Below are 24,217 nucleotides of genomic sequence, written 5' to 3' on the forward strand. Positions count from 1 at the left end.
GGGACGGGGCCCGTCGCCGCGAGCCCGCGAACGAGCGGGCGGTCAGCGGCCGCCGAAGCCGTGCTGCGCCTCGCCGGAACCGGGGCCGAAGCCGCCCGCCACCAGACCTCGCCGGACGGACCAGGGGGCGCGGCGGAACAGCGCCGTCATCACCGCCGCCGTCCGGACCGGGTCGTGATCGGCCGCGAGGAAGGCGGCCTGGTCCCGCTCCGGCATCTCGAAGAACACCTCGAAGAACTCCGGCACCAGGGCGGGCGGGAAGGACAGCAGGGCGCGCAGCGCGCGGCGGCGCAGCCCGTGCGTGGTCACCGCGCGGGGTGGCCAGAGGATCGACCGGGCCGCCTTCGACGCCTTCGCCGGATCCGCGCCGGGTCCGGAGCCGAGCCCCGCGCTCAGCGCCCCGGCCACCCACGGCGCCTGCCGCAGCGCCGCGGCGACGCTGAACCCGCTGGCCGGGTGCACGAGCCCGCCGGAGGCGCCGAAGGCCACCACCCGGCCCGGCGGCGGGACGGGATCGTCCACGGGGAAGCGCACCCGCTCCTCGACCGCGTCCTCGGGCGCGGTGATCCCCGCGGCGGCGAGCCGCCCGCGCAACCTGCGGCGCAGCAGCGTCAGCGGCAGCGCGGGGCGCCGGGCCAGCGAGGTCTCCTCCAGCAGCACCTGCCCGCCACCGAGGTGGACGCAGTACAGGAAGGTCGGCCAGCCGCCCCGGGTGTCGGGCGCCGGGCGCCAGTCCATGAACACCCCCGAGCGCCGGGGGCAGAGCGGTTCCGCGGCCTCCGCGTCGAGCACCACGCCCACCGCGGACTGCTGCGCCGGGGTGCGCTGCGGGCGCCCCCCGGACAGCACCCGGGCCGGCCCGCTGGCGTCCACGACCGCGGCCGCCGCCAGCCGCCTGCCGTCCTTGAGGTGCACCGTCGATCCGGTGGGCCCGTGCTCGGCTCCGACCACCCGGCCGGTGATGTCGTGCACGTCGGGCCGCCACAGGTGCTTCCACAGCGCCGTGTTGTCCAGCACCGCGTAGGGCCGCGCGAGCTCGTGGCAGGTGGTGCCCCAGGCCCGCATCGAGGAGCTCACCGCGGCCAGCGCCGAGCGCGGCACCGAGGCGGGCAGCTCGTCCAGCCAGGAGCCGTAGGTGTGCGCCCAGCCGCGGCGCGGCGCCGGGTCCACCACCGCGGCGGTCAGACCGGTGTCGGCGCACGCCGCGGCCACCGCCCGACCCGCCGGGCCCGCTCCTGCGATGAGCACGTCCACCACACCGGAATCAGATCACGCCGGATGCGGGTGCCGCTGCCTGGCCGGGCGCCGTTAACGTGCTGGGCATGCACAGCGATCCGCCGGTCGAGCGAAACTCCCGCCGCAGCGACGCGCTCCGCGCTGGGACGCCGCCGTCGGATCTGGCGGCGAGCCCGTTCCGCGCGGACCGGGACCGGGTGTCGAGCTCGGCGTTCTTCGGCCGCCTCGGGGGCGTCACCCAGGTCGTGAGCCCGGGCGGCTCCGGGATGCTGCTGCACAACCGGCTCACCCACAGCCTCAAGGTGGCGCAGGTGGCGCGCGCGATCGGTGAGCGGCTGCTGGCCGATCCGGACGCGGCGGCGGTGCTGGACGAGCTCGGCGGCTGCGACCTGGACGTGGTGGAGGCGGCCGGGCTGGGCCACGACCTCGGGCACCCGCCGTTCGGGCACCTCGGGGAGACGGTGCTGGACCGGATCGCGCGCCAGGACTTCGGGTTGATCGACGGCTTCGAGGGAAACGCCCAGACGTTCCGCATCGTCAGCTCCATCGACGTGCGGGGTGATCCGGGCGGGTCCGGGGACGGCCTGGACCTGACGGCGGCGGTGCGCGCCGCGCTGCTGAAGTACCCGTGGACCCGGCGGCACCGCCCGTCCCCGCACCCGCGCGACCTGCGGGTCCCGCCGCGCGGCGCCTCCGAGCCCGACGACGCGCCCGGCACCGGGTCGGCGAAGTTCTCCTGCTACGTCACCGAGCTGGCCGACATGCGGGACTGCCGCTCGGCGTTCCGCGGCCGGGTGGAGAGCTGGCAGCAGACCGTCGAGGCCTCGGTGATGGACACCGCCGACGACATCGCGTACGCGATCCACGACCTCGAGGACTTCCACCGGGTCGGGATCCTCCAGCACCCGACCGTCTCCAACGAGCTCACCGAGTGGCTCGCGCACCAGGTGGCGCTGGCGAAGCTGGGCGACGGCGAGCTCACCGACACCGAGCACCTGCCCGGCCGCTCGCTGGAGCGGTTGCGCCGCAGGCTGCACGCGAAGGACTCCTGGATCGCCTCGGACGGGGCGTTCACCGCCGCCGTGCGGAAGGTGCAGGCGGAGCTGGTGACGAAGCTGCTGCAGATGCCGTTCGACCGGTCGAAGCAGGCCGAGCAGGCGGTGGCGGCGTTCTCCGGGGAGTGGACCCGCAGGCTCGTCGAGGGCGTGCGGGTGGAGCGGACGCCGACGGTGCGCTCCGGGCACGTCTCGCTGGGGCCCGAGCAGTGGCACGAGGTGCAGGTGCTCAAGTTCGTGCACCGCCGCTTCGTGCTGCAGCGCCCCGACCTGGCGCTGCACCAGCGCGGGCAGGACCGGCTGCTCACCAAGCTGGTCACGGCGCTGGACTCCTGGCTGATCGACCGCAGCGAGGCGGCGCGGTTGCCGCACCGGTTGCGGGACCTGTTCGATCGGGCGCGCCGCGAGTTCGACGAGCTGCGCGCGGCGGATCCGGCGGCGCTGCTGTCCACCGGCGGGGAGTCGCCCGGGGCCGCGGACCTGGAGCGCTGGGCCCGGGGCCGCGCGGTGATCGACTTCGTCGCCTCGCTCACCGACGACCAGGCCGCCTCGCTGCTGGAAGCCCTCTCCGGCCGCACCACGCGGCTGTTCTCCGAGATCTCCCTCTGACCGCTCGCGGGACGCCCGGCACGGGACGTGGGGGAGCGACCGCGACCGTGCTGTGATGGAGGTGTGCGAGGCAGGCAGCTGGCTGGTGGAGGCAGAGCCGTTCCGGTGCCACCGGAGCGGCTGGCGGGCTGGTTCGAGCGGTTCGCCGCCCGGCACGGCGGCGCGCTGCGCACCGGGCTCTCGGGCCGCCTGGTCGAGGTCACCGCCGTTGACGGCGCCACCGCGACGGTCGAGGTCCCGTTCGAGCCGCTGCCCGGCCCGCACGGGGAGTTCCCCGGACTCGCCGCCGATCCGCTGGTGCGGCACGCGCTGACCCCGCGGCGGATCGGGCTGGTGCTGGTGCGGCTGGGCGCGCACAGCGTCGGCATCGCCCGGGGCGGCGCGGTCGAGCGCTCCGCCACCGACCGGCACCTGGTGCAGGGGCGGAACAAGGCGGGCGGCCAGTCCCAGCAGCGCTTCGCCCGCCGCCGGGCGGGCCAGGCCCGCCGTTCGCTGGACTCCGCCGCCGACGAGGTGGCCCGGGTGCTGCTGCCCGAGCGCGACCGGCTCGACGCCGTGGTCCTCGGCGGTGACCGCCGCGCGCTGGAGGCGCTGCGCGCCGATCCCCGGCTGCGCGCGCTGCTCGCCGCCGCCGAGCCCCGGGTCCTCGACGTCCCCGAACCGCGCCGGGCCGTCCTCGACGAGGCCGCCGTGCGCGCGCTCGCCGTGGAGGTCCTGATCCGCGAACCCTGAGCTTCGCGCCCGGGGCCGGAGTGCGCGCCGGGCGGTGGCGGCCGACCGCTACACTGGGCGCGTGGTGAGCAAGCGCGAAGCGGACAGGTGGGCGGTGCCATCCCGCCTGCGGGGACCGCGCACGACCGTCTCCGCCGATTAGCGGACGTCCTTCCCGCCCGGCCTCGTCGCCGCCGCCGCGGTGCGGACGGGGCCGTGACCTCGCTCGACCACTACGTCTTCGGAGTCTTCCTTGATCTCTGCCTCGGGCCTCGAACTGCGCGCGGGCTCCCGCGTCCTGCTCTCCGGCGCCACGCTGCGCGTCCAGCCCGGCGACCGCATCGGCCTCGTCGGCCGCAACGGCGCGGGCAAGACCACCACCCTGCGAGTCCTGGCGGGGGAGGGCGAGCCCTACGGCGGTGATCTGATGCGCCGCGGCGAGCTCGGCTACCTGCCGCAGGACCCCCGCGAGGGCGACCTGTCCGTCGCCGCCAAGGACCGCGTGCTCTCCGCGCGCGGCCTCGACCAGCTGCTGCGCGACATGGAGAAGGCGCAGACGGCGATGGCGGAGCTGGCCGACGAGCGCCAGCGGGACAAGGCCATCAACCGCTACGGCAAGCTGGAGGAGCGGTTCGCCGCGCGCGGCGGGTACGCGGCTGAGAGCGAGGCCGGGCGCATCTGCTCCAACCTCGGCCTGGCCGACCGGGTGCTCAACCAGCCGCTGCAGACGCTCTCCGGCGGTCAGCGCCGCCGCGTCGAGCTCGCGCGCATCCTGTTCGCGGCCTCCGAGGCCGGTCCGGGCGGGCGGTCGGCCACGACGCTGCTGCTCGACGAGCCGACGAACCACCTGGACGCGGACTCCATCAACTGGCTCCGCGAGTTCCTGCGCTCCCACGACGGTGGGCTGGTGGTCATCAGCCACGACGTCGACCTGCTGGCCGACGTCGTGAACAAGGTCTGGTTCCTGGACGCGGTCCGCGGCGAGGCCGACGTCTACAACATGGACTGGAAGCGCTACCAGGAGGCGCGGGCCGCCGACGAGAAGCGGCGCCGCCGCGAGCGCGCGAACGCGGAGAAGAAGGCCTCCGCGCTGATGGCCCAGGCCGACAAGATGCGCGCCAAGGCCACCAAGGCCGTCGCCGCGCAGAACATGGCCCGCCGCGCGGAGAAGCTGGTCAACGACCTGGAGGACGAGCAGGTCGACGACAAGGTCGCCAAGATCCGCTTCCCCGACCCGGCACCGTGCGGGCGCACGCCGATGGCCGCGAGCGGGCTGTCGAAGTCCTACGGCTCGCTGGAGATCTTCAGCGGCGTGGACCTGGCGGTGGACCGCGGCTCCAAGGTCGTGGTGCTCGGGCTCAACGGCGCGGGCAAGACGACGCTGCTGCGCCTGCTCGGCGGCATCGAGGAGGCCGACGCGGGCGGGGTGGTCCCGGGACACGGGCTCCGGGTGGGCTACTTCGCCCAGGAGCACGAGACCCTGGACCACGAGGCGAGCGTCTGGTCGAACATCCGCAGCGCGGCCCCCGACACCCCCGAGCAGCAGCTGCGCACCCTGCTGGGCGCCTTCCTGTTCCGGGGCGAGCAGCTGGAGCAGCCCGCGGGCACGCTCTCCGGCGGCGAGAAGACGCGGCTGGCGCTGGCCGGCCTGGTCTCCAGCGCCGCCAACGTGCTGCTGCTCGACGAACCGACGAACAACCTGGACCCCGCGAGCCGCGAGCAGGTGCTCGACGCGCTGCGCAGCTTCACCGGAGCGGTGGTGCTGGTGACGCACGATCCCGGTGCCGTGGAGGCCCTGGAGCCGGAACGGGTGATCCTCTTGCCCGACGGCACCGAGGACCACTGGTCGGCTGATTACTTGGAGCTAGTGCAACTCGCCTGACGAGTGGTTTTTCCCACCTGGGCTGAGCGGTAACACGTCACTGCCTGCTGCGACGACCGGTCGCCCCTGGCGGCGAGCGGTGTTCGGTCTCTCTCCGTGATCAGTCTCTGACCAGCGAAAATGCCGTGGGATGGCGTTCTTCACCGCCGGATGTCGCGAGTTCGGTAGACCGAACGGTCGAGCGCATTCCGGTGATCGCAGCCCCGGGTTCTCAACCGTTGGGCGATCTTTTTGCATGATCGCCTGGCGTTTACGGCCGTCCTGTTCGATCATTGCGGCGACAGGGGTCGCGAGCGGCCCGACCTGTTCGGAGGGAAGGCGGGGACACGGTGGCTGACCTGAAGAAGGGTGCGCGAATCACAGGGAGCGCCCGGGACAAGCTTGCCAGTGACCTGAAGAAGAAGTACGAGAAGGGAGCGAGCATCCGCGCCCTCGCGGAGGCGACCGGGCGATCCTACGGGTTCGTGCACCGCGTCCTCAGCGAGTCCGGCGTTCAGCTGCGCGGACGTGGGGGTGCCACGCGGACCAAGAAGAAGTGACCTGGCGGGCATGATCGGTTCGATGCGGTCCGTTTCCGACCGGCGGGTAACGTCTCGCGCGGTTCCTGTCCGGTCAACGCAGAACTGATGGAGGCCCGCTTGGAGCAGTCGAGGATGGACGCCGACCTTCTGGACCGTGGCGGTGTGGGGCTCACGGTCCAGGGGCGGCGCGCCACCATCACGCTCGATCGCCCGGACAAGCTCAACGCGCAGACGCCCGCGACCTGGGCCGCCCTGCGCGAGATCGGCCACTTCCTCGACCCGCGGGTCCGGGTCGTGGTGGTGCGCGGAACGGGGCGCGCGTTCTCCGCCGGGCTGGACCGCAGGTTGTTCGGCGTCGAGGACGTGGACGGGGCGCCCGGACTGGTCGCCCTGGGGCAGCGCCCCACCGAGGAGGCCGACGCGGAGATCGCCTCGTTCCAGCAGGGCTTCAGCTGGCTGCGGGAACCGGACCGGGTCACCATCGCCGCGGTCCAGGGGCACGCCATCGGCGCGGGCTTCCAGCTCGCCCTGGCCTGCGACCTGCGGGTGCTCACCGAGGACGCGAAGCTGCGCATGGCGGAGACGGGGTTGGGCCTGGTGCCCGACCTCGGGGGAACTCTGCCCCTGGTGCGCGCGGTGGGCTACGCCCGCGCCGTGGAGATCTGCACGACCGGCCGGGACGTCCCGGCCGAGGAGGCGCTGCGCATCGGCCTGGCGAACCAGGTCGTCGCGGCCGACGACCTCGATTCCGCCGCGGACCAGCTGGCGGAGGCGGTCAGCGCTCCGCCGGAAGGCGCCGTGCGCGAGACGTTGGCGCTGCTGGCGCAGGCCGACGAGGCCGTCGACCCGGAGCAGCAGCTCGCGGCGGAGCGCGCCGCCCAGCTGCGGCGCATCGCCGAGCTCGCCGAGCTGCTCGGCCAGGGCTGACCGGCTCGGCACCCGAACTCGAAGCCGGTTCCGCGCTCCGCGGAACCGGCTTCGCCGCGTCCGGGGTCAGGTCAGGCCGGGGACGCGGGCGCCGTAGTGGGCCAGGTTGGCCTTGTTCGCCTCGTCCCCGCCGACCGTGTTCGCGCTGCGCCACACCGGCAGCCGCACGCCCTCCCGCTCGGCGGCGTCGTGCAGCTCCACCAGCAGCATGTTCCACAGGAAGGCGTTGGCCAGCGAGGACAGCGGCGCGGTGACCGGGTCCGCGACCGGATAGCTGGCGTCGCCACCGGGGACCAGCGTGTCCAGCACGATGCTCGCGCTCGCCGCCAGCGTGGTGCCCGCGCGCAGCGGCGCGTCCGCGCTCGCCCGCGGCGAGGTCACGGCGACGACCGGCGAGCCCGCCTCCACCGCGAGACCCGCGAGCTCCACCGGGTAGGGGTTGATCCCGGAGTTGGAGAACACCACCAGCGCGTCGGTGCCGCCGCGGAACCCGGCCTCCTCCAGGACCGTCCGGGCCAGCCCGCTGGTCCGTTCGGTCCGGGTGGAGGCCACCGCTCCGTGCAACGGCAGCAGGTCCGGGTGGTAGAGCGGGCGCACCGCCGCGAGCCCGCCCGCCCGGTAGTAGGACTCCATCACGCCGGCGAGCGAGTGCCCGGCCCCGGCGGTGAACACGAGGCCGTCGTCGCGCACGCGATCGAGCAGCGCCGCCGCGGCCGTCCGCAGCGCCGCCGCGTTGTGCTCACCGGTGCGGCGGAGGTGGGCGAGGGTCGGTTCGGCGTGGTGCGGGCCGGTCACGGCCGGTGTCGGCTCCGGTGCGGTGGCGGTGGCCTCGGTTCGGCCGGCGTCGAGATTGTCGGGCATGGGCGGACTCCTGGGTTGAACTGCGGAACCCTGCCGGTCTATACCAGTTCCGGGTGTGGCGGCAACCACCGCTTCCGCGCGGGGTGAGGCCGTGTTGATCGCGCTGCGGTGATCGCTCGCGCGCTAGAGTGGTTACTCTGCGGTGTCGGTCCGGCGTGGTCTCCGTCGGCGCCGGAGGGCACCGGAACACGTTCGAGGCACGATCAACAGGGGTTGCATGCCGCAGCGCACAAACCGTCGGGTCCAGCTCGCCGACGCCGCGATCGAGGTGCTGGCGCGGGAGGGCGGCCGCGGCCTGACCCACCGGGCCGTCGACCGCGAGGCCGGGTTCCCGGAGGGGACCACCAAGAACTACCACGCCAGCCGCGACTCCCTGTACGTCGCGGTCGCCCGGCGGATGGCCGACCAGCACACCGCCGCGATGCGCCGGTTGCGGGAGGGGATGCCGGAGGGGATCTCCGGTGCCGACCTGCGGGCGCTGTACCTGACGATGCTGCGCCGGATGGCGACCACGGCCCGCTCGCAGTTCCTCGCCCTGTTCGAGCTGCAGCTCGAGGGCGTGCGCAACCCGCAGGTCCGCGCGGCGCTGGGTGAGATGACCCTGGCCGGCGTGGACTCCGCCGTGACGATGCACGCCGCGGTGGGCGAGCCGATCTCCGCCCGGGGCGGTGGCCTGCTGGAGGCCGGGATGATGGGCGTGGCGATGTCGATGCTGAGCCTGCCCGACGACGTGGTGGGCCGGATCGGGTTCGGCGACGCCGAGCCGCTGGGCCGGTCGCTGCTGGCGATGGCCGCCGACGCCGAGCCCGCCGACGGGCTGCTGCGCGGTCAGGCCAGCTGATCGCTTCCGCGCGGACCGCTCCGCCCCCGGAGCGGTCCGCGCCGCTGATCTGCGGTTCTCCCGCCACCGCCCGCTCGGCGGCAGCGCTGCGAGAGCACAAGATCACGACAGGTAGTCTTCGTTCTCCGGTACCGCCGTCCGTCCGAGCCGAGCGGGTTGGCATCATGGCCGCGGCGTGTCCATGCGAGAACAGCTGATCGACTCCCGTGGGGTGCAACGAAGGCATGTCGAATCCGTCGCTGCAAGACGGCCCGGTCGAACCGCTGGCGGTCGTGTTCGCCCGCCTCGCCGACGTTCCGCTGGACCAGCTCGACAAGCTGATCGAGGTCACGAACTCCGCCTACGGCGAGCTGAACAAGATCCACGGCCACCCGTACTGGGGCGAGCTGGTGCTGCACCAGGGCGCGGCCGCGAAGGCGCTGCGGGAGGCGCGGGACTGCCTGGACGCGCTGCGCTCGGAGGCCGTCGGCGCCCGCAACACCGAACTCGGCGTCACCGTGGCCACCGCCGTGGTCGACGGGCAGCGGCACTACGCGACGAGCTCCGACGACAAGGCCGCGCTGGTGGAGAAGGTGCTGCGCCCGCCGAACGCGGGCGGGGCCGCGCACCTCTACGTCTGGGACCGGCCGTACGAGAGCGACGAGATCGCCGGGCCGTACCAGCAGCTGCGGGTCGTGACCGACCCGGAGGCCGAGGTCGGGGTGCTCAACTACACCGAGGAGTCCGAGGACGGCGAGCTCACCTCCTGGCACACCTGCAACCCGCGACCGCTGCCCGCGCCGCCGAAGCTGCGCTTCGACCTCGGCAGCGCCCTGCTGTTCCCGAGGGACTCGGTGCTGCCGTTCCGCGAGCTGCGCGCCGGGTTGCTGGAGCACGTCGTCGAGGGCGCGCGGCCGGGAGCGGTGCAGTGGCAGCAGGCCCGCTGGGGCGAGCACTGATCGTGCGGGCGGGCGCGGTCCGATCCGGTGGTGCGTAACGGTTCGGTACCCAGTCCGGCGGGGCTCCTGCGGCGCGGGCCGTGAAGCATTGACGAACCGCGTCCGGGGATGGTTCTTTCTCCTCACCTCAGGAGAAGGGGGGCCTCGTGGGCCGGAGATTCCTCGTCGCTCTGGTGGTGCTGGCCGGATTGCTGCTGCCGAACGCCGCGCTGGCGCAGCCCGCCGAGCCGGGGCGGGGTTCCGCGACGCTGCGGGTCGCGATGCCGCAGCAGATCGACTCGCTCAACCCGTTCCTCGGGTACTCGCTGGCCGCCACCGACCTGTTCCGGTTGATCTACCCGACGCTGACCACCTACTCGGCCGAGGACTTCTCCGTGACCCCCGAGCTGGCGGAGAGCTGGCAGGCCTCGCCCGACCGGCTGACCTGGACCTTCCGGATCCGGCCGGGCGTGCGGTGGACCGACGGGGCGCCGGTCACCGCCCGCGACGCCGCCTACACCTACGAGCGGATGATGCGCGATCCGGCGGCGGCCACCGCGAACGGCAACTTCGTGGAGAACTTCGAGTCCGTCTCCGCTCCGGACGAGGGCACGCTGGTGATCCGCACGAGGACGCCGCAGGCCACGATGCTCGCGATCGACGCGCCGATCGTGCCCGAGCACGTCTGGTCGAGGGTCCCGGACGTCGCCGCGTTCACCAACGACCGGATGCCGGTGGTCGGTTCGGGGCCGTTCGAGCTCGTCGAGCACGAACCGGAGCAGTACGTGACGCTGCGCGCGAACCCGCGGTACTGGCGGGGGCCGGCGCGGATCTCCGCCCTGCAGTTCGTGCAGTACAAGAACACCGACGCCTCGGTGCAGGCGCTGCGCAAGGGTGAGGTGGACGTCGCCCAGAAGCTGACCCCCGCCCAGTTCGACGCGCTCGCGGACGAACCCGGCATCACCCAGGTCCGGGGCCAGGGCAGGCGCTTCTTCGAGATGCTGATCAACCCGGGCGCGACGAACAGCGAGGGCGCGCCGATCGGCACCGGGCACCCGGCGCTGCGGGACGTGCGGGTGCGTCGCGCCATCGATCAGGCCCTGGACCGCGAGGCGCTGGTCGACCGGGTGCTCAACGGTTACGGGCAGGTCGGCGGGGGCTACCTGCCACCGATCTTCGAGGACTACCACTGGACGCCGCCGCACCCGCGCCGCTTCGACCTCGCCGCGGCGAACCGGCAGCTGGACGAGGCCGGGTACCCGCGCGGCCCGGGCGGGATCCGCCGCACCCCGCGCGGCGAGCCGCTGGAACTGCGCTTCATGCTGCACGGGAGCACCTCGGCGGACGCGCAGGTCGGCCAGTTCGTGAAGGGCTGGCTGGGCGATCTCGGCATCGCGGTGGAGCTCGAACCGGTCTCCGACAACCAGGTCAACGACCGCACCACCGCCGGGGACTTCGACCTGGCCATCTCCGGCTGGTCGGCGAACCCGGACCCGGACTACGTGCTGCGGTTGCAGACCTGCGGGGCGCGGCCCGACCCGGACGGCGGCGGCACGCCGGACTCGTTCCTGTGCGACCCGGTCTACGACGAGCTCTACGCACGCCAGCTCGGCGAGTTCGATCCAGCGAAGCGCGCGGAGCTGGTCCACCGGGCGCAGCAGCGCTTCCACGACCAGGCGACGTCCTCGGTGCTGTACTACCAGAACTCGCTGGAGGCGTACCGAGGTGACCGCTACAGCGGGTTCGCCACCCAGCCCGCGGCCGAGGGCGTCATCACCGGGCAGCAGGGCTTCTGGGGCTACTACGGAGCGCGACCGACCGCGCTGGCGCTGGCCTCGGAGGAGCCCGACTACGGCCGGGCGGCGCTCGTGCTGGCCTGCGTCGCGGTCATCGGGGGCGCGGTGATCTTCCTCGTGGTGCGGCACCGGCGGGCCACCGCCGACGAACGGGAGTGAGGCATGGCCGACCTGATGCCCGAGACCGGCACCGAGCACCGCGGCGGCGGGGGCTGGGCCGGGTACCTCGCGCGCAAGCTCGGTGGCGGACTGGTGAGCGTGTTCCTCGTGGCGGTGCTCGGGTTCTTCCTGTTCCGGGTCCTGCCCGGCGACCCGGTGCGCACCATGACCCGCGGCGCGCCGGTCTCGGCGGAGCAGCTCGACCAGCTCCGGGCGCGGTTCGGGCTGGACCAGCCGCTGTGGAAGCAGTTCGCCGACTTCCTCGGCGACCTGCTGCGCGGCGACCTCGGCACCTCCTACACCTACAGCAGGCCGGTGGCCGAGCTCATCGCGGAGCGGTTCTGGCCGACGGTGCTGCTGGCGGGGACGGCGACGGTGCTCGCGGTGGTGCTGGGCCTCTGGATCGGGACGCGGGCCGCCTGGCGGCGCGGCAGCACCTTCGACAAGACCTCCACCTCGATCGCGCTGACCCTGTGGTCGGTGCCGACGTTCTGGCTCGGGCTGATCGTGCTCATGGTCTTCGGCGTCGGAGTGGGCCCGATCCCGGGGCTGTTCCCGGTCGGCGGGATGTCGTCGCCGAGCACCCCGCCCGAGCTGGTCCCGCAGGTGCTGGACGTGGCGCGGCACCTGGTGCTGCCCGCGCTGACCATGGTCGCGGTGATCTACGCGCAGTACCTGATGGTGATGCGCTCCTCGCTGCTGGAGGAGATGGGCGCCGACTACCTCACCACCGCGCGGGCCAAGGGACTGCGGGAGGACCTGGTGCGGCGCAGGCACGCGGTGCCCAACGCGCTGCTGCCGACCGTCACGCTGATCTTCCTGCACCTCGGGTTGGTGGTCGGCGGGGCGATCACCGTGGAAACGGTGTTCTCGTGGCCCGGCCTCGGGCTGCTGACCTTCGAGGCGCTGCGGGTGCCGGACCTGCCGCTGCTGCAGGGCACCTTCATCGTGCTGGCGGGGAGCGTGATCGTGATGAACGTCGTGGCGGACCTGCTGTACCGCTTCCTGGACCCGAGGGTGCGTGCGGCATGACGGCGACCGGAGAGCGGGCCGCTCCCACTGCGAAGCAGCTGGTGCGGGCGCGGCGGCGGGCCGCGGCCGCGGAGTCCTGGCGGGTGTTCCGCGCCGACCGGGGCGGGCTCGCCGGGCTGGTGCTGCTGGTGCTCATCGCCGCGTTGGCCCTGCTCGCCCCGCTGCTGACCGACCAGACCGGGCTCGACGTCACGAAGGTGACCGAGGAGGGCCTGCAACCGCCGAGCGCCGAGCACTGGCTGGGCACCGACGAGTCGGGCCGCTCGGTGCTGCTGCTGACCTGGTGGGGCGCTCGGGTCTCGCTGCTGGTGGGGCTGGCGGCGGCGGTGCTGTCGGTGGTGATCGGCACCGTGGTGGGCGTGCTCGCGGCGCACTTCGGCGGCTGGACCTCGGCGGTGCTGATGCGCATCACGGACTTCTTCCTGGTGCTGCCCGCGCTCGTGCTGGCCATCGCGTTGTCCACGGTGCTGGCCAGGGGGCTGTCGACGATCGTGCTGGCGATCGGGGTGACCTCCTGGCCGACGACCGCCCGGCTGGTGCGGGCGCAGACGCTGACCGTCGAGGCCCGGCCCTACATCGAACGCGCGAAGGTGCTCGGCGGCGGGCACCGGCACGTCATCGCCAGGCACGTGCTGCCCGCGGTGCTGCCGCTGGTCTTCGCGAACACGACCCTGTCGGTGGCCAGCGCGATCATCATGGAGTCCACGCTGTCGTTCCTGGGGCTCGGCGATCCCAGCCGGGTGTCCTGGGGCTCGATGCTGAAGTCGGCGATGGACACCGGGGCGGTGACCGGCGGCGCCTGGTGGTACCTGCTGCCGCCCGGCGTCGGGATCGTGCTGGTGGTGCTGAGCTTCACGCTGTGCGGCCGGGCGTGGGAAGCGGTGTTCAACCCGAGGCTGCGGGGGAGTCGATGAGCCCGATCCTGACCTTGCGCGGGACCTCGATCTCGTACCGGGGCCCGGACGGCCCGGTGCCCGCGGTGCACGAGGTGGACCTGGAACTGGAGCCGGGGGACACCCTCGGCCTCGCGGGGGAGTCCGGTTGCGGGAAGACGACGCTGGCGATGTCGGTGCTGCGGCTGCTGCCGCGCTCGGCGGTGCTCGACGGGGACGTGCTGCTGGACGGGAAGGACGTCCGCTCGCTCAACTTCGGGCAGCTGCGCGCGGCCCGCTGGGCGACCGCGTCGGTGGTGTTCCAGGGCGCGATGCACGCGCTGAACCCGGTGCGCACCGTCGGCGCCCAGATCGCCGAGCCGATGCGGCTGCACGGCACCGGCGGGGACCTCGACGCCGGAGTGGCGGAGCTGCTGGAGTCGGTGGAGCTGCCCGCGAGCCGCGCCGGTGCCTACCCGCACGAGCTCTCCGGCGGGCAGAAGCAGCGGGTGATGATCGCGATGGCGCTGGCCTGCGAGCCGCGGCTGATCATCGCTGACGAGCCGACCACGGCGCTGGACGTGGTGGTGCAGGCGCAGGTGCTGGCGCTGCTGGGCAGGCTGGTCGCCGAGCGCGGCATCGCGCTGCTGATGATCAGCCACGATCTCTCGGTGCTGGCCGCCAGCTGCGCCCGGATCGCGGTGATGCACGAGGGCCGGATCGTCGAGCATGGGCCGTCCGGTCAGGTCATGGGTTCGCCGCGGCACCCGCACAGCCGGGTGCTGGCCGAGGCGTTCCCGACCGTGGGCGACCCGAGGTTCCGGCTGGTCGAGCCGTCCCCGGCTGCCCCGGGACGGGTGCTGCTGGCCGCCGAGGCCGTCGAGGTCACCTTCCCGGCCCGTTCCGGGCCGCCGGTGCGCGCGGTTCGCGGCGTGGACCTCGCGGTCGGGCAGGACGAGGTCGTGGCGCTGGTCGGGCAGTCCGGTTCCGGCAAGACCACCCTGGCCCGCACCCTGCTGGGCCTGCAGCGGCCCAGCTCGGGAGCGGTGCGCTTCGACGGCGCGCCGCTGCCCGCCAGCGGCGCGGGACTGCGCGACTACCGGCGCCGGGTGCAGCTGGTGCTCCAGGACCCGACCGGCGCGCTCAACCCCCGCCACACCGTCTACGAGGCGGTCGCCGAGGGCCTGCGCGTCCACGGCGACGTGGCCGACGAGGCCGCGAAGGTGACCGCGGCGCTGGAGGCCGCCGAGCTGCGGCCCGCCTCGACGTTCCTGTCCCGGTTCCCGCACGAGCTCTCCGGCGGGCAGCGCCAGCGCGTCGTCATCGCCGGGGCGCTGGTGCTCGCCCCGCAGGTGCTCGTCGCCGACGAGCCGGTCGCCTCGCTGGACGCGACGGTGCGGGGGGAGATCCTGGCCCTGCTGCTGCGGCTGCGGGTGGAGCGCGGCCTCTCGACCCTGGTCATCACGCACGACCTGGGGCTGGCGTGGAACATCGCCGACCGGGTGGCGGTGATGTACCGGGGCGAGATCGTCGAGCTCGGCCCCGTCGAGCAGGTGCTGCTCGATCCGCGGCACGAGTACACGAAGACGCTGCTGGCCGCCGTGCCGTCCCTGGAGCGCCGGCCGGGCTGACCGCCGCTCTCCAGGCCGAGCCGGTGGCTCGGGGCGGGGTGAGCTCAGCCGAGCTCGTCCACCACCGCCGGGTGGCCCGGTCGGTCGACGCGGATCACGTGATCGGCGAGCCGCTCGGGGCCCACCTCGGCGCTGTAGCGGTCGAAGGCGGGCAGCGTCCAGCGGTCCTCCTCGGCGGTGCGGCGGGCCAGCGAACCGCCCGGCAGCCACAGGTGCGCGGTCCGGTCGAAGGGCAGACCGGCGCCGAGCAGCAGCGGCCCGTCCACCAGCAGCACGCCCCGCTCCGGCAGGCGCACCCGCGCCAGCCTGGGGGAGCGGTCGGTCGCGGCGTCCCACAGCGCGGGCAGCACCGCGCCGGTGCCGTCCTCGGCGAGCGGGTCGAGCGCCTCGCGGCGCAGGCCGTCGAGGTCGAACCAGCTCTCGTAGTAGGAGTCCGGATCCGCGCGACCGCGCTCGAACCGCAGCGAGGCCGGGCGCACGTAACCGTCCATCCCGATCCGGACGACCTCCCGGCCCCGCACCCGCAGCGGTTCCACCAGCTCGTCGGCGACCCGGGCGGTGCCGGCGGCGGGAGCGCCGTCCACGGCGACCCGGACCCACCGCCGCCGCTCACCGTCGACGGCCTCGGCCAGCTCGTCCACCAGCTTTTCCGGAGTGATCGCCCGAACCCGCACCCCGCTGTTCTACCCGATCCGGAACCCGGCCCCCGGACGCGGCGGTGCTCAGCGCAGGGCGGGTTGGAGGATGCTGAGCGTGCGGGCCGCGGTGTCCAGTTCGGCGGTGACGCCGAGGGGAACCGTGCGCTGGGCGGGGCAGTGGCCGAAGCCGAGTTCCCACAGCACCGGGACGCCCAGGCCGCCGAGCAGGTCGCGCAGCACCGCCCGCACCTCCGCTGGCGGCCCGCAGCGGTGCCAGGAGCCGAGCGCGATCCCGCTGACCCGGTCGAACCAGCCCGCGCGCAGCAGCTGGGTCAGCGCCCGGTCCAACCGGTACGGGTCCTCGTCCACGTCCTCCAGCAGCGCGATCCCGCGATCGGGCGGGGTCGCGGCGTCCGGGGCGCCGAGCATGGCCGCGAGCAGGCTCAGGTTGCCGCCGCAGGTGATGCCCCGGGCGCGGCCGGGTACCAGGACCTCGGCGTCCCGCCGGGTCAGGATCGTCACCGATTCCGGGGCGAACAGGGTGCGCCGCAGGTGCTCGCGGGCGGGGGCGTCCTGGGTGAACGCGCCGGTGGAGATCATCGGTCCGAACACGGTGGCCACGCCGAGTCGCGAGCCGAAGGCGTCGTGCAGCGCCGTGGCGTCGCTGGACCCGGCGAACACCTTGTCCGGCGCCGCGCCCATCGCGGCCCAGTCGAGGTGGTCGAGGATCCGCATGGTGCCGTAGCCGCCCCGGGCGCACAGCACGCCGTCGATCTCCGGATCGCACCAGGCCCGCTGCAGGTCGGCCGCGCGGTCGGCATCGGAGCCGGCGAGGTAGCGCAGCCGGGGGTGGTGCTCGCGCACGTGCTTGCCGGGAACGACCCGCAGGTCCCAGTCGCGCAGCAGTTCCAGGCCGGCGTCGAGCTCCTCGGCGGGCACGGGGCCGGCGGGGGCGACGACGGCGACCGCGTCACCGGCTCGCAGTCGTCGCGGGCGACGTCGTTCACGGGGGGTCATGGCAACTCCGTCCGGGAGGCCGGCTCGTCGGGAGCCGCGCTGCGGCGGCAGGTGCAGAGCGTAGCGGGCCGGTGGTGATCGGGACCGCAGCTCGCGCTGGCGTGTTCGCGTTCGGCGAACAGCCCGCTGCGCGTCCGTCGGGCCCGCGCACCGCCCTCGCGGCTCACCTGTTCGACGGCGACGGCGCTGCTGAGGGGGTGTGCGCGATCCAACGGGGGACGGCTGCGCGAGCGGCGCCCCCGGTGGCCTACTGTCGAAGGTGCCATGGCTCGTGTCATCCACGTCTTCCGCCAGCCCGACCGGTTCGTCGCAGGGACCGTCGGGGAACCCGGCGAGCGCACCTTCTACCTCCAGGCGTCCGAGGACGTCCGGACGGTCAGCGTGCAGCTGGAGAAGCAGCAGGTCTCGGTCCTCGCGGAGCGGATCGGGGCGCTGCTGGAGGAGGTGCAGCGCCGCTTCGACGCGGAGCTGCCCGAAGCGCCGCCGGACGACCAGCTCGACACCGATCCGCTCACCGTCCCGGTGGAGGAGGAGTTCCGCGTCGGCACCATGGGCCTCGGCTGGGACGCCGAGACCGAGGCCGTCGTCGTCGAGCTGCTCGCGGTCACCGAGGAGGAGATCGACGAGTCGGTCGTCCTCGACGACACCGAGGAGGGGCCGGACGCGGTCCGCGTCTTCCTCAGCCCCGCCGACGCCCGCGCCTTCGCCGAGCGCGCCGAGCGGGTGCTCAACGCCGGCCGCAAGCCCTGCCCGCTGTGCGGGGAGCCGCTGGACCCGGAGGGGCACATCTGCCCCCGGCAGAACGGCTACCGCCGCTCGGAGGAGGACTAGCCGACCGTGCACCCCGACGATCCGGCCGTTCGCGAGGTCCTGGCACACGGCCGCATCGAGGTCGAGGGGCGCCTGGTCGAGGCCTCGAACGCCACCCTGTTCTGCACCGTCGAGCTGGACGGGAGCTCCGCCGAGTGCGTCTACAAGCCGGTGCGCGGTGAGCGGCCGCTGTGGGACTTCCCGGACGGCACCCTGGCGGGGCGCGAGGTCGGGTCGTACCTGGTCGCCGAGGCGCTGGGCTGGGACCTGATCCCGCCGACGCTGTTGCGGGACGGGCCGTTCGGGCCGGGCATGGTCCAGTTGTGGGTGGAGACCGAGGAAGGCTCCGACCTGGTGGACCTGGTGCCGCCCTCGCGGGTCCCGGAGGGGTGGCGCGCGGTGCTGCGCGCGCAGGACCACCGCGGCGACCCGGTGCTGCTGGCGCACTCCGACCACGAACGGCTGCGGCGGCTCGCGGTGCTCGACATCGTGATCAACAACGCCGACCGCAAGGGCGGGCACGTGCTGCACTCGCCGCGCGGCGAGGTGTTCGGCGTGGACCACGGCGTGAGCCTCAACGCGGAGAACAAGCTGCGCACGGTGCTGTGGGGGTGGATCGGCGAGCGGCTGCCGGAGGACGAGGTGGCGGAGCTGAGCCGGTTCCGCGCGCTGCTGGAGGGCGAGTTCCCCGCCCGGTTGGCCGAGCACATCACGCCGAAGGAGGTCCAGGCGCTGGTGGAGCGGGTCGACGCCCTGCTCGGCTCCGGGGAGTTCCCCGCTCCCTCCGGTGAGTGGCCCGCGATCCCCTGGCCCGCGTTCTAGGAGAACCAGTGGTGCCGCGGTCCCCGGATGGCCGATCCTGCTCCGGTGACCCGCTCGGACTTGTCGCGCGATCCGCTGCCGCGACGCGGCCGGACCGCGCTGCTGACCGGGGCGAGCAGGCGCGACGGCACCGGCTTCGCCATCGCCGCCCGGACGGCGGCCCCGGGCGCGAACGTTTCCTGCACCACCACGCCTTGCACGACGCCGCGCGGCCGTGGGGAGCCGACGACCTCGGCGCCGTCCGCGCCGCCATCGCCGCCCACCTGACCGGGACGGCGCGCGTCGCCGACGCGGCCGGGGACCTGGCCGACCCGGACGAACCGGCCCGGCTGGTGCGCCGGGTCGTCCCGGAGTTCGGCCGCCTCGACGTGCTGGTCCGCAACCACGCCGCAGCGGAGCCGACGGCGCGCTCGGCGAGCTGGACGCGGCGCTGCTGGACGGGCACCGGGCCGTCGACGCCCGCTCGGCGATCCTGCTGGCGCGGGAGTTCGCCGTCCGCCACGACGGCGCGTCCGGCGGTCGCGCGGTGTTCCTGACCTCCGGCCAGCGCACGGGACCGAGGCCCCGCGAGATCGCCTGCGCGGCGGCCGAGGGAGCGCTGGCCGAGACCACCTGGACCATCGCCGACCAGCTCGCCGACGCGGGCCTCACCGTGAACGCGGTGAACCCCGGGCCGGTGCGGACCGGCTACCTGACCCCGGAGCGCTGGTCCGAGCTCGGGCACACGTTCCCGTTCGGCCGCTGGGGCGAACCGGACGACCCGGCCCGGCTGATCGCCCGGCCGCGCACCGACGAGGCGCGCTGGATCACCGGCCAGGTGATCGGCTCGGAGGGCGGCTTCGCCCGCCACCGGCAGCGCTGAGCGATCAGTCCACCAGCGCCTGGTAGACCAGCTGGTGCAGCTGGGGGCGGATGGGGTGGGTGCTGGAGGGGATGAGCTGGGTGAAGAACTGCACCGTCAGCTCCTCCACCGGGTCCACCCAGAACGCCGTGCTCGCCAGGCCGCCCCAGGACAGCTCGCCGGGGCTGGAGATCACGCGGGAGGCGACGGGGTCCTCCACCACGGCGAAGCCGAGCCCGAAGCCCTTGCCCGCGTTGGAGACCTCGGAGAACGAGCCGTTCGCGATCTGGTCCAGGTGGGCGCCGCCGGGCAGGTGGTTGCGGCTCATGTAGCGCAGCGTGCGGTCGCCGAGCAGCCGGACCCCGTCGAGCTGCCCACCGCCGAGCAGCATCCCGGTGAAGCGGTGGTAGTCGTGCGCGGTGGACACCAGCCCGCCTCCGCCGGACAGGGCGCGCGGGGCGCCGTCGGCGGTGGGCGGGTTCTTCGGCGCGATCGCCTTGCCCGCGGCGTCCGCGACGTAGAGCGCGGCGAGCCGGTCCTTGTCCTGCGGCGGGACCGCGAAGCCGGTGTCGGTCATGCCCAGCGGCTCGAAGATCCGGGTGCGGAAGAACTCGTCGAGCCCCACCCCGGCGGCGACCTCCACGACGCGGCCGAGCACGTCGGTGGACACCCCGTAGTTCCACGCCGTGCCCGGCTCGAACAGGAGCGGCATGGCCGCGTAGTCGTCGCAGACCCCGGCGAGGTCCTGGTCCGGGGTGCCGAACTCGTAGCCGCCGAGCCGGTACATCTCGTCGACCGGGTGGGTCCGGGTGAAGCCGTAGGTCAGCCCGGCGGTGTGGGTGAGCAGGTGCCAGATCCGCACCGGCTCGACCGCGGGCCGGGTCTGCGGGGCGCGGGCCGGCCCGCCGGTGTAGACGCGCTGCTCGGCGAAGGAGGGGATGAACCGGGAGACCGGGTCGGTCAGCTCGAACGCGCCCTGCTCGTAGAGCATCATCGCCGCCACCGAGGTGATCGGCTTCGTCATCGAGTAGATCCGGAAGATCGTGTCCTGCTCGACGGGCGCACCGGTGGCCAGGTCGCGGACGCCGTGGCTGCTCAGGTGGGCGACGGTGCCGCGCCGGGCGATGAGCAGCTGCCAGCCGGGCAGCCTGCCGTCCGCCACGTACTCGGCGAAGTGGTCGTCGAGGCGCCGCAGGCGCTCGGGGTCGAAGCCTGCCTGGACGGGGTCGGTCTGCAACGCGCGCACTGGGGTCCTTCTCCTCTGCCGGGGCCAGCACCTTTCTACTCGCCGCCGCCCGCCCGGTGCCAAGCGCACCGCCCGCCGGCGGGGACCCGCTGGTGAGCCGGTGCCGGGGTCCCCGCCGCGGGGCAGCGCACCGGCCCGGGATCGATCCCCGGTGCTCCGCCTCCGCGAGGAGCCGCGGTGGCGCCGACCGGCCCGGTGCCCGGCGACCGCGGCGCGTTCGAGGAGGTGCTCCGGTGCGCTCGCGCGGATCACGTTGGCACGCGGGCGGTTCGTCCTCCGGGACGTGCTCGCCGCGGTGCTGGCGGGCGAGTAGCGTCGGACGGGTGACGAATTCTCGGACCCCACCTCCCGGACTGCCCAGCACGGCGGGCGAGCTGCGCGGCAGCGGGCACCTGCCGTGCGGCGTCAAGGACGAGGTGCGCCGCAACCTGCTCACCGCGCTGCGCTCGGGGAGTCCCCTGTGGCCGGGCATCGTCGGTTTCGAGCGGACGGTGCTGCCGCAGCTGGAGCGCGCTCTGATCGCGGGGCACGACGTGGTGCTGCTCGGCGAGCGCGGCCAGGGCAAGACCCGCCTGCTGCGCGGCCTGACGGCGCTGCTCGACGAGTGGACGCCGGTGATCCCCGGCTCCGAACTGGACGAGCACCCGCTGGAACCGATCACCCCGGCCTCGATCCGCCGCGCCGCCGAGGAGGGCGACGCGCTGCCGGTCGAGTGGCGCCACCGCGACGACCGCTACGTGGAGAAGCTGGCCACCCCGGACACCGCGGTCGGGGACCTCATCGGCGACGTCGACCCGGTGAAGGTGGCGGAGGGGCGCTCCCTCGGCGATCCGGAGACCATCCACTTCGGACTCGTTCCGCGCGCCCACCGCGGCATCGTGACCATCAACGAGCTGCCCGACCTGGCCGAGCGGATCCAGGTGGCGCTGCTGAACGTGATGGAGGAGCGGGACGTCCAGGTCCGCGGCTACAGCCTGCGGCTGCCGCTGGACGTGCTGCTGGTGGCCACCGCGAATCCCGAGGACTACACCAACCGCGGCCGGATCATCACCCCGCTCAAGGACCGCTTCGGCGCGGAGATCCGCACGCACTACCCGGTGGAGCTCGACGACGAGCTCTCGCTGATCCGGCAGGAGGCGCTGCTGGAGGCGGAGGTCGGCGATCACCTGCTGGAGGTGCTGGTGCGGTTCGTCCGGCACCTGCGCGAGTCCTCCGCGGTGGACCAGCGCTCCGGGGTCTCGGCCCGGTTCGCGATCGCGGCCGCCGAGACCGTGTCGGCGGCCGCGCTGCACCGCGCCGCGCTGACCGGCGAGTCCCCGGCCGTGGCGCGGCCGGTGGACCTGGACGCGGTGCCCGCGGTGCTGCGCGGGAAGCTGGAGTTCGAGGCGGGCGAGGAGGGGCGCGAGGACGAGATCCTCGCCTACCTGCTGCGCCGCTCGGTCGCCGACACCGCGCGCGGCCTGTTCGCCGGGCTGGACCTGCGCACCCTCATCGAGGCCGTCACCGGTGGGCACCCGGTCGCGACCGGTGAGCGCGTCGAGGGCAGCGACGTGCTGCGCGCGCTGCCGGAGCTGCCGGTGCTGCACCAGGTCGCCGAGCGGGTCGGCGTTCGCGCCGGCGACCCGCCGGGCCGCATCGCGAGCGCGGTGGAGCTGGCCCTGGAGGCGCTGTTCCTGGCGAAGAAGCTGAGCAAGGACACCGACGAGCAGCGATCGGTGTACGGCTGATGACCGGCGCCCGCCGCTACCGCTACGGCGCCTGGCACGGCGGCTCCGATCCGCTGCGCCCGCCGGTGGACCTGCGCAGCGCGCTGGACCAGATCGGCCGGGACGTGATGGAGGGCGCCTCCCCCCGTTCCGCGCTGGAGGAGCTGCTGCGCACCGGGACCTCCGGGACCAGCGGGCTCGACGAGCTCACCCGCAGGCTCTGGCAGCGGCGCGCCGAGCTCCAGCGCAGGCACAACCTGGACGGCACGGCGCAGCAGGTGCGCGAGCTGCTGGACCGCGCGCTCGACCACGAGCGGCGCGCCCTGGCCGCCGAGGAGGGGGAGGACGCGCGGTTCCGCGAGCTGCGGCTGGGGGCGCTGCCCCCGGACGCGGCCGGCTCGGTCCGCGAGCTCGCCGAGTACGACTGGCGCTCGGCCGAGGCGCGGGAGGAGTTCGAGGAGATCCAGCGGATGCTGGGCGAAGAACTCCTGGAGCAGCGCTTCCAGGGCATGAAGGAGGCCCTGCGCGAGACGACGCCCGAGGACGTTGAACGGGTCCGGGCGATGCTCTCCGACCTCTCGGACCTGCTCGCCGCGCACGCCCGCGGGGACACCGACGTGCCCGAGCGCTTCGACCGGTTCATGGCCGAGCACGGCGAGTTCTTCCCGGAGCACCCCCGCGACGTGGACGAGCTGGTCGACGCGCTGGCGGCCCGGTCGGCGGCGGCGCAGCGGATGCTGAACTCGATGAGCGAGCAGCAGCGCGCGGAGCTCGCCGAGCTGTCCGGCCAGGCCTTCGGCGATTCCCGGATCAGCGAGGCGTTGCAGCGGTTGGACGGCCAGCTGCGCTCGCTGCGGCCCGGTGAGGACTGGTCGGGCCGCGGCCGGTTCCGCGGCGATCAGCCGCTGGGATTGGCGGAGGCGACCGAGGCGATGGCCGAGCTGGGGGAGCTGGAGCAGCTCGCCGAGCAGCTGGGCCAGTCCTACCCGGGCGCGAGCCTGCAGGACATCGACCTGGAGGCGCTGGAGCGCCAGCTCGGCGAGCGCGCCGTGGTGGACGCGCGGCGGCTCGCCGAGATCGAGGAGCAGCTGCGCGGTCAGGGCCTGCTGCAACGCGCCCCGGACGGGAGCCTGCGGCTGAGCCCGCGCGCGATGCGCAGGCTCGGCGAGACCGCGCTGCGCTCGGTGATCTCGCAGCTGCGCTCCCGCACGGGAGAGCGGGACGCCGACCGGGCCGGGGCCGCCGGTGAGCTCACCGGCACCACCCGCCCGTGGGCGTACGGCGACACCGAGCCCTGGGACGTGGGCCGCACCGCGCGCAACGCGGTGCTGCGGCGCGCGGCGGCGGGTCCGGCGGCGCCCCGGCTGGACATCGAGGACCTGGAGATCGCCGAGACCGAGCAGCGCTCCCGGGCGGCGGTCGCGCTGTGCGTGGACACCTCCTGGTCGATGGTGCAGGACGGCCGCTGGGTGCCGATGAAGCGCACCGCGCTGGCGCTCAACCACCTGGTCGCGACCCGCTACCGCTCGGACGCGCTGCAACTGATCACCTTCGGCCGGCACGCGTCCGCGGTGGACGCGGGCGAGCTGACGGCGCTGGAGGGCACCTGGGAGCAGGGCACCAACCTGCATCACGCGCTGCTGCTCGCGGGCAGGCACGTGCGCAGGCACCCCGACGCGCAGCCGGTGGTGCTGGTGGTCACCGACGGCGAGCCGACCGCCCACCTGGAGCCCGACGGCGAGGCGGTGTTCCAGTACCCGCCCGCCCCGCGCACCCTGTCCGTCACGCTGTCCGAAGTGGACTCGTTGCACCGCCTGGGCGCGACGCTGAGCGTGTTCATGCTCGGCGAGGACCCGAGGCTGGCGGCCTTCGTGGACGTCGTGGCGCGCCGCGGCGGCGGCCGCGTGGTCGCGCCCTCGGCGGACGGCCTGGGAGCCGCCGTCGTCGGCGACTACCTGCGCGCGAAGCGGCGCCGCTAGCCGAGGATCGCCGCGGCGGTGGCGACGGCCTCGGGGAGGCTCCGACCAGGAGCGCGCCGAGGCCGTCGAAGTGCCCGCGCGGGTTCAGCGCCGTCGGTCCGGCCACGT

22 protein-coding genes are annotated in these 24,217 nt (G+C 74.2%); 16 read left to right on the forward strand and 6 right to left on the reverse strand.

Translation table 11 applies throughout. The features are described 5' to 3' along the window. Positions 1 to 42: 42 nt before the first annotated feature. Entirely contained in the window at positions 43 to 1,257 is a 1,215-nt protein-coding gene (locus ACL03H_RS05840) for a lycopene cyclase family protein (protein WP_412810052.1), read from the reverse strand. Between the two features lie 65 nt (positions 1,258 to 1,322). On the opposite strand from ACL03H_RS05840, the gene ACL03H_RS05845 reads away from it, so the two are divergent. From ACL03H_RS05845 to ACL03H_RS05865, 5 genes are all read left to right on the forward strand, one after another. Further along, positions 1,323 to 2,900 (forward strand): deoxyguanosinetriphosphate triphosphohydrolase family protein, encoded by a 1,578-nt coding sequence (locus tag ACL03H_RS05845; RefSeq protein ID WP_412810053.1) that lies wholly within the window; start codon positions 1,323 to 1,325, stop codon positions 2,898 to 2,900. Positions 2,901 to 2,963: 63 nt separating this feature from the next. Beyond that, positions 2,964 to 3,632 carry an acVLRF1 family peptidyl-tRNA hydrolase gene (locus tag ACL03H_RS05850; RefSeq protein ID WP_412810054.1) on the forward strand — a complete coding sequence of 223 codons (669 nt, stop codon included), beginning with the start codon at positions 2,964 to 2,966 and terminating at the stop codon, positions 3,630 to 3,632. 232 nt (positions 3,633 to 3,864) lie between these two features. Beyond that, positions 3,865 to 5,493: an ABC-F family ATP-binding cassette domain-containing protein gene (locus tag ACL03H_RS05855; protein ID WP_412810055.1), complete on the forward strand. Its 1,629-nt coding sequence runs from the start codon at positions 3,865 to 3,867 to the stop codon at positions 5,491 to 5,493. A 329-nt stretch (positions 5,494 to 5,822) separates the two neighbouring features. After that, positions 5,823 to 6,032: a helix-turn-helix domain-containing protein gene (locus tag ACL03H_RS05860; protein WP_009942935.1), complete on the forward strand. Its 210-nt coding sequence runs from the start codon at positions 5,823 to 5,825 to the stop codon at positions 6,030 to 6,032. A gap of 144 nt (positions 6,033 to 6,176) precedes the next feature. Further along, positions 6,177 to 6,941 (forward strand): enoyl-CoA hydratase/isomerase family protein, encoded by a 765-nt coding sequence (locus ACL03H_RS05865; RefSeq protein WP_412810056.1) that lies wholly within the window; start codon positions 6,177 to 6,179, stop codon positions 6,939 to 6,941. 66 nt (positions 6,942 to 7,007) lie between these two features. Here ACL03H_RS05865 and ACL03H_RS05870 read toward each other — a convergent pair whose 3' ends face one another. Continuing rightward, positions 7,008 to 7,802: a sugar isomerase domain-containing protein gene (locus tag ACL03H_RS05870; RefSeq protein WP_412810057.1), complete on the reverse strand. Its 795-nt coding sequence runs from the start codon at positions 7,800 to 7,802 to the stop codon at positions 7,008 to 7,010. A gap of 217 nt (positions 7,803 to 8,019) precedes the next feature. On the opposite strand from ACL03H_RS05870, the gene ACL03H_RS05875 reads away from it, so the two are divergent. From ACL03H_RS05875 to nikE, 6 genes are all read left to right on the forward strand, one after another. Further along, positions 8,020 to 8,643 carry a TetR/AcrR family transcriptional regulator gene (locus ACL03H_RS05875; protein ID WP_412810058.1) on the forward strand — a complete coding sequence of 208 codons (624 nt, stop codon included), beginning with the start codon at positions 8,020 to 8,022 and terminating at the stop codon, positions 8,641 to 8,643. A 224-nt stretch (positions 8,644 to 8,867) separates the two neighbouring features. Beyond that, complete coding sequence (locus tag ACL03H_RS05880; protein ID WP_412810059.1) at positions 8,868 to 9,581, forward strand: Imm1 family immunity protein; 714 nt, start codon at positions 8,868 to 8,870, stop codon at positions 9,579 to 9,581. Positions 9,582 to 9,727: 146 nt separating this feature from the next. Then, positions 9,728 to 11,515, forward strand: a complete 1,788-nt coding sequence (locus ACL03H_RS05885) for an ABC transporter substrate-binding protein (protein WP_412810060.1) — start codon at positions 9,728 to 9,730, stop codon at positions 11,513 to 11,515. A gap of 3 nt (positions 11,516 to 11,518) precedes the next feature. Next, positions 11,519 to 12,547 carry an ABC transporter permease gene (locus tag ACL03H_RS05890; RefSeq protein ID WP_412810061.1) on the forward strand — a complete coding sequence of 343 codons (1,029 nt, stop codon included), beginning with the start codon at positions 11,519 to 11,521 and terminating at the stop codon, positions 12,545 to 12,547. Continuing rightward, positions 12,544 to 13,461, forward strand: a complete 918-nt coding sequence (locus tag ACL03H_RS05895; protein ID WP_412810062.1) for an ABC transporter permease — start codon at positions 12,544 to 12,546, stop codon at positions 13,459 to 13,461. The genes ACL03H_RS05890 and ACL03H_RS05895 overlap by 4 nt, the downstream gene beginning before the upstream one ends. Next, complete coding sequence (nikE, locus tag ACL03H_RS05900; RefSeq protein WP_412810063.1) at positions 13,458 to 15,050, forward strand: nickel ABC transporter ATP-binding protein NikE; 1,593 nt, start codon at positions 13,458 to 13,460, stop codon at positions 15,048 to 15,050. The genes ACL03H_RS05895 and nikE overlap by 4 nt, the downstream gene beginning before the upstream one ends. A gap of 44 nt (positions 15,051 to 15,094) precedes the next feature. Here the strand turns inward: nikE and ACL03H_RS05905 are convergent, their stop codons facing one another. Together ACL03H_RS05905 and ACL03H_RS05910 are read right to left on the reverse strand one after the other, a co-directional pair. Next, entirely contained in the window at positions 15,095 to 15,724 is a 630-nt protein-coding gene (locus ACL03H_RS05905; RefSeq protein ID WP_412810064.1) for a nucleoside/nucleotide kinase family protein, read from the reverse strand. Positions 15,725 to 15,772: 48 nt separating this feature from the next. Then, a complete protein-coding gene (locus ACL03H_RS05910; RefSeq protein WP_412810065.1) occupies positions 15,773 to 16,705 on the reverse strand; it encodes a S66 peptidase family protein in 933 nt (310 codons plus the stop codon). A 264-nt stretch (positions 16,706 to 16,969) separates the two neighbouring features. Here ACL03H_RS05910 and ACL03H_RS05915 point away from each other — a divergent pair, with 264 nt between their 5' ends. After that, a complete protein-coding gene (locus ACL03H_RS05915; RefSeq protein WP_412810066.1) occupies positions 16,970 to 17,536 on the forward strand; it encodes a DUF3090 domain-containing protein in 567 nt (188 codons plus the stop codon). Positions 17,537 to 17,542: 6 nt separating this feature from the next. Then, entirely contained in the window at positions 17,543 to 18,337 is a 795-nt protein-coding gene (locus tag ACL03H_RS05920; RefSeq protein ID WP_412810067.1) for an SCO1664 family protein, read from the forward strand. Here the strand turns inward: ACL03H_RS05920 and ACL03H_RS05925 are convergent. Continuing rightward, a complete protein-coding gene (locus ACL03H_RS05925; RefSeq protein ID WP_412810243.1) occupies positions 18,334 to 18,723 on the reverse strand; it encodes a hypothetical protein in 390 nt (129 codons plus the stop codon). The two genes, ACL03H_RS05920 and ACL03H_RS05925, sit on opposite strands and share 4 nt — an antisense overlap. 47 nt (positions 18,724 to 18,770) lie before the next feature. On the opposite strand from ACL03H_RS05925, the gene ACL03H_RS05930 reads away from it, so the two are divergent. Continuing rightward, positions 18,771 to 19,199, forward strand: coding sequence for an SDR family oxidoreductase (locus tag ACL03H_RS05930; protein WP_412810235.1), 429 nt, complete (start codon positions 18,771 to 18,773; stop codon positions 19,197 to 19,199). Between the two features lie 4 nt (positions 19,200 to 19,203). On the opposite strand, the gene ACL03H_RS05935 is transcribed toward ACL03H_RS05930, so the two are convergent. Next, positions 19,204 to 20,424, reverse strand: a complete 1,221-nt coding sequence (locus ACL03H_RS05935; RefSeq protein ID WP_412810068.1) for a serine hydrolase domain-containing protein — start codon at positions 20,422 to 20,424, stop codon at positions 19,204 to 19,206. A 323-nt stretch (positions 20,425 to 20,747) separates the two neighbouring features. On the opposite strand from ACL03H_RS05935, the gene ACL03H_RS05940 reads away from it, so the two are divergent. Continuing rightward, entirely contained in the window at positions 20,748 to 22,151 is a 1,404-nt protein-coding gene (locus ACL03H_RS05940; protein WP_412810069.1) for an ATP-binding protein, read from the forward strand. Then, positions 22,151 to 24,109 carry a hypothetical protein gene (locus ACL03H_RS05945; RefSeq protein ID WP_412810070.1) on the forward strand — a complete coding sequence of 653 codons (1,959 nt, stop codon included), beginning with the start codon at positions 22,151 to 22,153 and terminating at the stop codon, positions 24,107 to 24,109. Before ACL03H_RS05940 ends, ACL03H_RS05945 begins: the two co-directional genes overlap by 1 nt. Positions 24,110 to 24,217 lie beyond the last annotated feature (108 nt).

Source organism: Saccharopolyspora antibiotica, assembly GCF_047200635.1.
In the GTDB taxonomy this organism is placed as follows: domain Bacteria; phylum Actinomycetota; class Actinomycetes; order Mycobacteriales; family Pseudonocardiaceae; genus Saccharopolyspora_C.

What these genes read in the sequence shown, in the direction of transcription:
- ACL03H_RS05870 (WP_412810057.1), bottom strand. Translation starts at nt 7,802, where the DNA reads ATGCCCGACAATCTCGACGCCGGCCGAACCGAGGCCACCGCCACCGCA.
- nikE (WP_412810063.1), top strand. Translation starts at nt 13,458, where the DNA reads ATGAGCCCGATCCTGACCTTGCGCGGGACCTCGATCTCGTACCGGGGC.
- ACL03H_RS05890 (WP_412810061.1), top strand. Translation starts at nt 11,519, where the DNA reads ATGGCCGACCTGATGCCCGAGACCGGCACCGAGCACCGCGGCGGCGGG.
- ACL03H_RS05915 (WP_412810066.1), top strand. Translation starts at nt 16,970, where the DNA reads ATGGCTCGTGTCATCCACGTCTTCCGCCAGCCCGACCGGTTCGTCGCA.
- ACL03H_RS05875 (WP_412810058.1), top strand. Translation starts at nt 8,020, where the DNA reads ATGCCGCAGCGCACAAACCGTCGGGTCCAGCTCGCCGACGCCGCGATC.
- ACL03H_RS05945 (WP_412810070.1), top strand. Translation starts at nt 22,151, where the DNA reads ATGACCGGCGCCCGCCGCTACCGCTACGGCGCCTGGCACGGCGGCTCC.
- ACL03H_RS05845 (WP_412810053.1), top strand. Translation starts at nt 1,323, where the DNA reads ATGCACAGCGATCCGCCGGTCGAGCGAAACTCCCGCCGCAGCGACGCG.
- ACL03H_RS05880 (WP_412810059.1), top strand. Translation starts at nt 8,868, where the DNA reads ATGTCGAATCCGTCGCTGCAAGACGGCCCGGTCGAACCGCTGGCGGTC.
- ACL03H_RS05895 (WP_412810062.1), top strand. Translation starts at nt 12,544, where the DNA reads ATGACGGCGACCGGAGAGCGGGCCGCTCCCACTGCGAAGCAGCTGGTG.
- ACL03H_RS05910 (WP_412810065.1), bottom strand. Translation starts at nt 16,705, where the DNA reads ATGACCCCCCGTGAACGACGTCGCCCGCGACGACTGCGAGCCGGTGAC.